This is a genomic window from Priestia sp. FSL H7-0729, from assembly GCF_038005685.1.
GTDB lineage: Bacteria > Bacillota > Bacilli > Paenibacillales > Paenibacillaceae > Paenibacillus.
Map to the genome: position 1 here is coordinate 25,689 of NZ_JBBOTQ010000026.1, position 7,869 is coordinate 33,557.

Below are 7,869 nucleotides of genomic sequence, written 5' to 3' on the forward strand. Positions count from 1 at the left end.
AGAGGGCAGGCGGATCGTATGGATAGAATGGTTATGCATCGAATGGAGTATTACGGATATCACGGTGTATTTGCAGAAGAACGGAAGCTTGGGCAGCGATACTATATTGATCTGGAGATCGATATGGACCTGAGTGAGGCTGGACGTAACGATGATCTGACCAAAACGATCAATTATGCGGAGATCCATGAGCTGGTAAAACAGATCGTTGAAAATAAATCATTCCAGTTAATTGAAGCTTTGGGCGAACATATTGCATCTTCTTTACTAGACACTTATACTATTATCAATGCATTGACAGTCAAGGTGACGAAGCCACATCCGCCATTCGATATTCATTTTGAAGGCGTAACGGTAGAGCTTCGCCGCACAAGAAAGTGAGAACCGATCATGATTGCACATTCGACCTCTGAATCTTCAGAGGCTTATATTGCTTTAGGGGCCAATTTGGGTGACCGGGAACAGACGCTGTTTGAAGCATTGTCTATGCTGGATGAACACCCTCATATATCCGTTCTGCGTTGTTCTGCACTATATGAGACGGAGCCTGTAGGATATGTAGATCAGCCTGCGTTTCTGAATATGGCAGTCGCCGTAAAGGCGATGCTGACACCGGAGCAGTTGCTTACGGAATTACTGGATATCGAGAACCGGCTTGGACGTGTTCGTGATATTCGCTGGGGACCACGCACCGTTGATCTGGATCTGCTCTGGATGCATGGTGAGACGCGTGATACCGAATTGCTTCAATTGCCTCATCCCCGTATGGGTGAACGGGCTTTTGTATTGGTGCCACTGTCAGATATCGTACCGGAGGGCGAGGTTTCAGGTTTGTATACCTTTGTACACTCATCGTTGTCTGTACTGGATGGAAAGGATGGAATACAGCTTTGGAAAACATGCAATTGGCCAATCGAATCCGGGCATTCCGGAAGCTGAAAGGTTTAACACAACATGAACTTGCTGCCGAGACCGGCATCTCGCTGGCCATTCTGGGAACCATTGAGCGGGGGAACCGTAAGGTATCCCAGCAAGAGCTGGATCGAATTGCGGGTGTGCTGGCAATCAGTATTGAGGAGTTGCAGGGCAAGTAGGACCGTTTCGGTTTCGTCATATTACAACAACCAACCAAGACATTGATCGAACCTTATATCGTTGATTTATACAGAATTAAAAAGGAGTGAAACGACTACCGTGCTTAACATTGGTGGCATTGAAATGAAAAACCAGGTCGTACTTGCGCCGATGGCTGGCGTATGTAATCCGGCTTTTCGTTTGATCGCAAAAGAATTCGGAACAGGCCTCGTATGCGCGGAGATGGTGAGTGGCAAAGCCATTGTCCATGGCAACCAGCGTACACGTGAAATGTTGTTTGTAGATGAGCGTGAGAAACCGCTGAGCCTTCAGATTTTTGGGGGAGATCGGGATTCCCTTATAGAAGCAGCCAAAATTGTGGACAAAGAAACCAATGCAGACATCATCGACATTAACATGGGATGCCCTGTGCCAAAGGTAACAAAATGTGATGCAGGTGCACGTTGGTTGCTTGATCCCAACAAGATCTATGAGATGGTATCTGCTGTAGTCGATGCGGTTGAGAAGCCGGTGACGGTTAAGATGCGTATTGGCTGGGATAACGAGCATATCTTCGCGGTAGAGAATGCGCTCGCGGTTGAACGTGCGGGTGGGCAGGCGGTAAGTGTGCATGGTCGTACACGTGAGCAACTTTACACAGGTACAGCTGACTGGTCACACATCAAAGATGTAAAAGAGGCTGTCTCTATTCCGGTAATTGGTAATGGCGATGTCCATACACCAGAGGATGCACGCCGTATGCTGGATGAAACGGGTTGTGATGGAGTGATGATCGGTCGTGCCGCCTTGGGTAACCCATGGATGCTGTATCGTACCATTCAATACTTAAGCACGGGAGAATTGCTTCCTGACCCTAATGGCGAAGAGAAGATCCGCGTTGCCATTCTGCATATGGACCGCCTGATCGCATTGAAGAATGAGACGGTTGCCGTACGCGAGATGCGTAAACATCTGGCTTGGTATTTGAAAGGCTTGAAAGGATCTGCCCGTATTAAGGACGTTATTATGGAAGGAACCAAGCGGGATGAGATGGTACAGATTCTCGAGAGCTTTGTAGGTCAGCTGAAAAGCGAAGGTAATTTGGAGTCAGAACCGGTAATTGCCGGAAATGTATCTTAATTATTAACGTAGCCATAAACCGTTTACAGCTACAGGGGACGTAACATTGACTTTTCGAGATCGTTCCCCTATAATTTCACAGTATAAATTCGCCATGTGCGTTAATTAAAGGCTAGTCATCAGGAGGAATATTCTATTTCTCTGGAGAACTTCATATAGTTTTGAAGATGTATGCGGGCGGAGCTCTGTAATCAGCACTGATTCCGTTGCCGTACAATCAAATTATTCCCATGACAGGAGAATCGGTTGAGATGAGCGACAAGGAAGTTATCCTTACACCAGAGGGACTTAAGAAGCTGGAAGAAGAACTGGAAACATTGAAATCAGTGAAGCGCCGCGAAGTGGCTGAACGGATTAAGGTAGCCATCGGTTATGGAGATATCAGTGAGAACTCTGAATACGAAGACGCAAAGAACGAACAGGCTTTCATTGAAGGTCGTATTATTACTTTGGAGAAAATGCTTCGGAACGCACGCATCATTAACAGTGATGAGATTGATACGGATGTTGTAAGTGTAGGTGCCACCGTTACTGTAGAAGATTTGGAATTCGGCGACATCACAGAATATACAATTGTAGGATCGGCTGAGTCTAACCCACTTCAGAACAAGATCTCCAACGAAAGCCCTGTCGGCAAAGCGATCCTGGGCAAGAAAAACGGTACAGTTGTTGATGTAAGTGTACCTGCTGGCGTAATTCAATATAAAATTGTAGATATTAAAAAGCTATAGCAACGAAGCAGTTGGGCACGGTAAACAAAAGCTTCCTTAGGGAAGCTTTTTCAATATTTGAGGATAGAGTGTCCTCACGCGATGCCTGCAATGTAAATAAGGAGATGAATACAGATCATGACGGATGAAGTCTTGAATCAGGAAACCGAACTTAGCGAGCTTTTACAAATTCGCCGTGACAAATTGGACGAGCTCCGCAAATTGGGAATCGACCCTTTTGGCCAAAAATACGTACGTACCGAAGAAGCCGGCTCCATTCTGAAGAAGTATGAAGAACTGACCAAGGAAGAGCTGGAAGAGAAGCACATCGAAGTCAGTATTGCCGGACGGATCATGGCGAAGCGGGGAATGGGTAAAGCTAGCTTTGCACATATTCAGGACCTGAGCGGCAGAATCCAGATCTATGTTCGTCAGGATACCGTGCCTGAAGACAAGTATGCGGCATTCAGCCTGCTGGACCTTGGCGATATCGTTGGGGTAACTGGCGTGATCTTTAAGACCAAAACAGGTGAAACTTCTGTCAAAGTTAAAGATCTTGAAGTGCTGTCCAAATCGCTCTATCCGCTTCCGGATAAATTCCATGGTCTCACCGACGTAGAGCTGCGTTACCGCCAGCGTTATGTTGACCTGATTATGAGCCCGGACGTACAACAGACCTTTATCGCACGTTCCAAAATCATTCAATCGATGCGTCGTTACCTGGATTCCCTTGGATATCTGGAAGTGGAAACACCTACGTTGCATACCATCGCAGGAGGAGCTGCAGCACGTCCGTTCATCACACATCACAATGCGCTGGATATGGAACTGTACATGCGGATTGCGATTGAGCTTCACCTGAAACGTCTAATTGTTGGCGGACTGGAGAAGGTATATGAGATCGGCCGTGTATACCGGAATGAAGGTATGTCCACACGTCACAATCCGGAGTTCACAATGATTGAATTGTATGAGGCATATGCCGACTACAAGGATATTATGCAATTGACGGAGAACCTGGTAGCTCATATTGCACAGGAAGTGCTGGGTACGCAAGTGATCCAGTATGGAGACCATGAAGTAGATCTTACGCCGCAGTGGCGTCGTGTTACGATGGTGGATGCAGTTAAGGAAGTTGTGGGCGTAGACTTCTCCGTACATATGACGGATGAGGAAGCACATAGCTTGGCGAAGGAACATAAGGTTCCGGTTGAAAAACATATGACATTTGGTCATATTTTGAACGCATTCTTTGAGGAATTTGTGGAAGAGACGTTGATTCAACCGACTTTCATTACCGGACATCCTCTTGAGATCTCACCGCTGGCGAAGAAAAATGATGTAGACCCACGCTTCACGGATCGCTTCGAATTGTTCATCGTTGGACGCGAGCATGCCAATGCTTTTACAGAGCTGAATGATCCAATCGATCAACGTCAGCGCTTTGAAGCACAGATGCTGGAGAAAGAACATGGGAACGACGAAGCTCATGAGATGGATGATGACTTCATCCGTGCGCTTGAATATGGTATGCCACCAACAGGTGGATTGGGAATCGGGGTTGATCGCCTGATCATGCTGCTTACCAACTCCCCTTCGATTCGTGACGTACTGCTCTTCCCGCACATGCGTCCTCGTACGCAAGATTAAATAAGGAACGTATCATACGTTCATAATAGAAGAGGAACCTGCCGTTCAGTAAGATGCTGAGGCAAGTTCCTCTTTAGGTTTACATAGGCGCTATAAATGAAATCTGTCAGAACGCCCTGTTCACAGCACGCCATTATGTTGGAACTGCGTTTTGTATTTTATGTAGATTAACCTGTTCGCATTTTGTTAAAAGAGGTGCCCTTCATGAAGTTCAGGCTTCACTTTGCCAAATTTTTATCTCCTCCGTTAATCCTTGTCGGTGGTTTCCTGCTTATCATTGCGATTGGTACGGTGCTTCTTATGTTGCCAATCTCCAACCAAAGCGGTGTGCATTTGGCGTTTATTGACGCGCTCTTTACATCAACTTCTGCTGCATGTGTGACTGGACTTGTCGTTGTGGATGTAGGGACGACGTTTAATTTGTTTGGTCAGATCGTCATTATGATATTAATGCAGCTTGGTGGACTCGGCTTCATGACCATGGCTACCCTTTTTGCGTTGGTATTGGGCAAGCGAATCTCACTGAAGGATAGGCTATTACTCAAAGAAGCCATAAATGCAGACAGTATGGAAGGGATCGTACGCATTATCCGCAAGGTCCTGATTTTCTCCTTTACCATCGAAGGGGTAGCTGCCGTCATACTGGCGCTGCGCTGGGCAACGGAGATGCCCTTTGGCCAGGCTGTGTACTATGGGATATTTCATTCCGTTTCACTGTTTAATAATGGTGGCTTTGATCTGTTCGGTAATAGCTTTCAATATTACACCGGAGATTGGATATTCAACATCACTGCTTCTGTTCTCGTTATCTCTGGTGGATTGGGCTTCGTTGTGTTAAATGATCTGTTTGAGTATCGCAAACGCAGGCGCCTATCCCTACAGTCCAAACTGGTACTGTCTGTGTCGGGAGCGCTGATCGGTATAGGAGCGATTGTGTTGTTTGTTTTCGAATTTACCAATGGACATACGCTGGCTTCACTCACCTGGAGCGAGAAGATCTATGCGTCCTTCTTCCAGTCTGTCTCTACACGTTCGTCGGGAACGAGTACAATCGATATTACAGAGATGAGGCAAGCTACCCAATTCTTCTTCATTCTGCTGATGTTTATCGGGGCTTCTCCGGGATCGACCGGGGGCGGAATCAAAACGACTACATTCCTGATCATGATTGGTGCAGTGTATGCCATGATTCGGGGAAATAAGGATATCGTGTTTTTCCGCCAACGTGTTCCGAAGGAGCTGCTGATGAGAGCATTGACCATTATTATGGTTTCACTGATCATATTCATGATCGTGGTGATGCTTCTGCTTACGACAGAGGATGCACCGTTCCTGTCACTGATGTTTGAAGCTGCATCCGCAATCGGTACCGTGGGTCTTTCCGTGGGAGTGACCGATGAGTTGACCAATTGGGGAAAAATCATTATCACCTTTACCATGTTTGTAGGTCGGATCGGACCATTAACCATCGCGTATGCTCTTCGTCCGCGCAAAGAGAAGAAACTGTATCGTCATCCGGAGGGCCGGATCATTATCGGATAAAAAGAAAAACCGTCAGACATTCAGAACTAACTTCTGTTATCGTAACAGGCCTTAGTCACAACGAATGTACTGCGGTTTTTTTTGTTTAACGGCACAAGGAAGCAAGATGCAAAGTGAGTACATCGTCCATGAGCTTGGCATTCATCTTGTCGGGTCTAAGAACGGTATGGATACCCAAGCCATCCACGAGTGCGTACAATCTCTCGATCTCAAGTCCAATATCAAGATCTGGTTGGGTGAGATCATGTTCGTTCAGGTGAGTGATAACATAGCTTACAGCCTGTCTGAGTTCGTCATAAACGGTATCGGCAAGTTCTTTAAGTGTAGAATCAGTTTTGGATCTGGCTGTAAAAGCGTACCACACCTCCATTTCGGCCAGTTTTTCATCTGTGTTTGGTAATAACTCAAGTAACAAACATTTCATATTGTCCAAGGGAGATCCGGTAAAAGACATTTGTTGGATTCGGTTGGATACCCGTTCGGATACCAGATTCATGGCATATCGTAGTAGTTCGGACTGAGTAGAAAAATAGTGACGCATCGAACCGACCGAAATTCCAGCTTCTTCCGCAATATTCCGAACAGAGGCTTGTTCCATGCCATCTCTTCGTATAATACGCCAAGCTGCCTCGGCCACGAGCACACGCTGTTTATCATGATCAACAATTTTAGGCATAAGAACATTATATCACTGTTGATTATTATGATACAAACGTGCTAAATTGTATTTAATACATTCGTATTATAAAGATAAGGGGGCTAACAGATGATTGGTTATTTCATTATAGGATGTGAGATTGCCTTTTGGGTGTTTGTGTTTGCGGGTCTATGTGTCAGGTATCTTCTTGGCATGAAAAGGTTAGGCATTGGTTTGCTGATGGCAACACCAATAGTGGATCTGTTGCTGCTGGTGGCCACTGTGATGGATCTTCAGCGTGGAGCTACAGCGGGCGTGATTCATGGTATTGCTGCGGTGTATATCGGAGTAAGCATTGCTTATGGTCATCAGATGATCGCTTGGGCAGACCGGTACTTCCTATATTGGTTTAAGGGAGGAGAGAATCCTCGTAACAACAAGTTATATGGCAGAGAGCATGCGAGTCGTGAGCGTAGTGGATGGTTTAGACATCTTTTGGCTTGGGCTATAGGTAGTACATTTCTATATGCCATGATCTGGTGGATTGGGGATGCTGAACGTACCGCCGTCTTCAATAATATGATTAAAGTGTGGGGCATGGTACTCGGTATCGATTTTCTGATAAGCTTTAGCTATAGTTTATGGCCACGAAAGATTCCAGTCCGGAATGTTAAACAATAAGATGATAGGACGTGCATACGAACTTGCTAGGGTGGAAAAGTACCATATGTACGTCCGCATGAGATTGAACTGATATTGTAGATAAAAAAGACTTGCAATCAATATCTGTACATGGTATATTCTAATTCCGGCCAAGAAAACACAGTTTACACGGTGCGGCAAGCGAATCAAATAAGCTTCGAAAGAAACTTAAAAAAAGAGCTTGCAAAGTTGGTTCGGATGTGATAAGATATAAAAGTTGCTGAAGAGAACGACATTCGGTAATGGAACAAGTTTGATCTTTGAAAACTGAACAACGAGTGAGTAAACATTCTGCTTGCAGAATGAACGCGAAAGTTTGAAACAAGCCTTGGCTTGGATCGACTGGAGCACAAATGAGATTTTAATCTCGTCAGATTCAAAATGAGCTTATCGCTCTTTTCAAAACTTTATTGG

Annotated in this window: 9 protein-coding genes; 8 read left to right on the plus strand and 1 reads right to left on the minus strand. The window is 45.5% G+C overall.

Annotated features, from left to right (window positions below; genetic code table 11):
• Positions 1-18 precede the first annotated feature (18 nt).
• From folB to MHH93_RS27765, 7 genes are all read left to right on the plus strand, one after another.
• A complete protein-coding gene (folB, locus tag MHH93_RS27735) occupies positions 19-381 on the plus strand; it encodes a dihydroneopterin aldolase (protein ID WP_500056677.1) in 363 nt (120 codons plus the stop codon).
• A 9-nt stretch (positions 382-390) separates the two neighbouring features.
• Positions 391-939, plus strand: a complete 549-nt coding sequence (gene folK, locus MHH93_RS27740; protein ID WP_500056679.1) for a 2-amino-4-hydroxy-6-hydroxymethyldihydropteridine diphosphokinase — start codon at positions 391-393, stop codon at positions 937-939.
• Positions 900-1,094 carry a helix-turn-helix domain-containing protein gene (locus MHH93_RS27745; protein WP_458461431.1) on the plus strand — a complete coding sequence of 65 codons (195 nt, stop codon included), beginning with the start codon at positions 900-902 and terminating at the stop codon, positions 1,092-1,094. Before folK ends, MHH93_RS27745 begins: the two co-directional genes overlap by 40 nt.
• A gap of 100 nt (positions 1,095-1,194) precedes the next feature.
• Positions 1,195-2,214, plus strand: a complete 1,020-nt coding sequence (dusB, locus tag MHH93_RS27750) for a tRNA dihydrouridine synthase DusB (protein WP_500056681.1) — start codon at positions 1,195-1,197, stop codon at positions 2,212-2,214.
• Between the two features lie 251 nt (positions 2,215-2,465).
• Complete coding sequence (gene greA, locus MHH93_RS27755; RefSeq protein WP_076216743.1) at positions 2,466-2,945, plus strand: transcription elongation factor GreA; 480 nt, start codon at positions 2,466-2,468, stop codon at positions 2,943-2,945.
• A 117-nt stretch (positions 2,946-3,062) separates the two neighbouring features.
• Entirely contained in the window at positions 3,063-4,574 is a 1,512-nt protein-coding gene (gene lysS / locus MHH93_RS27760) for a lysine--tRNA ligase (protein ID WP_442034866.1), read from the plus strand.
• Between the two features lie 204 nt (positions 4,575-4,778).
• Complete coding sequence (locus MHH93_RS27765) at positions 4,779-6,116, plus strand: TrkH family potassium uptake protein (protein ID WP_500056683.1); 1,338 nt, start codon at positions 4,779-4,781, stop codon at positions 6,114-6,116.
• A gap of 85 nt (positions 6,117-6,201) precedes the next feature.
• Here MHH93_RS27765 and MHH93_RS27770 read toward each other — a convergent pair whose 3' ends face one another.
• Positions 6,202-6,792: a TetR/AcrR family transcriptional regulator gene (locus tag MHH93_RS27770; protein WP_500056685.1), complete on the minus strand. Its 591-nt coding sequence runs from the start codon at positions 6,790-6,792 to the stop codon at positions 6,202-6,204.
• 90 nt (positions 6,793-6,882) lie between these two features.
• On the opposite strand from MHH93_RS27770, the gene MHH93_RS27775 reads away from it, so the two are divergent.
• Positions 6,883-7,434 carry a hypothetical protein gene (locus MHH93_RS27775; protein ID WP_500056686.1) on the plus strand — a complete coding sequence of 184 codons (552 nt, stop codon included), beginning with the start codon at positions 6,883-6,885 and terminating at the stop codon, positions 7,432-7,434.
• Positions 7,435-7,869 lie beyond the last annotated feature (435 nt).

What these genes read in the sequence shown, in the direction of transcription:
- greA (WP_076216743.1), top strand. Translation starts at nt 2,466, where the DNA reads ATGAGCGACAAGGAAGTTATCCTTACACCAGAGGGACTTAAGAAGCTG.
- MHH93_RS27775 (WP_500056686.1), top strand. Translation starts at nt 6,883, where the DNA reads ATGATTGGTTATTTCATTATAGGATGTGAGATTGCCTTTTGGGTGTTT.
- MHH93_RS27745 (WP_458461431.1), top strand. Translation starts at nt 900, where the DNA reads ATGCAATTGGCCAATCGAATCCGGGCATTCCGGAAGCTGAAAGGTTTA.
- MHH93_RS27765 (WP_500056683.1), top strand. Translation starts at nt 4,779, where the DNA reads ATGAAGTTCAGGCTTCACTTTGCCAAATTTTTATCTCCTCCGTTAATC.
- folK (WP_500056679.1), top strand. Translation starts at nt 391, where the DNA reads ATGATTGCACATTCGACCTCTGAATCTTCAGAGGCTTATATTGCTTTA.
- lysS (WP_442034866.1), top strand. Translation starts at nt 3,063, where the DNA reads ATGACGGATGAAGTCTTGAATCAGGAAACCGAACTTAGCGAGCTTTTA.
- folB (WP_500056677.1), top strand. Translation starts at nt 19, where the DNA reads ATGGATAGAATGGTTATGCATCGAATGGAGTATTACGGATATCACGGT.
- MHH93_RS27770 (WP_500056685.1), bottom strand. Translation starts at nt 6,792, where the DNA reads ATGCCTAAAATTGTTGATCATGATAAACAGCGTGTGCTCGTGGCCGAG.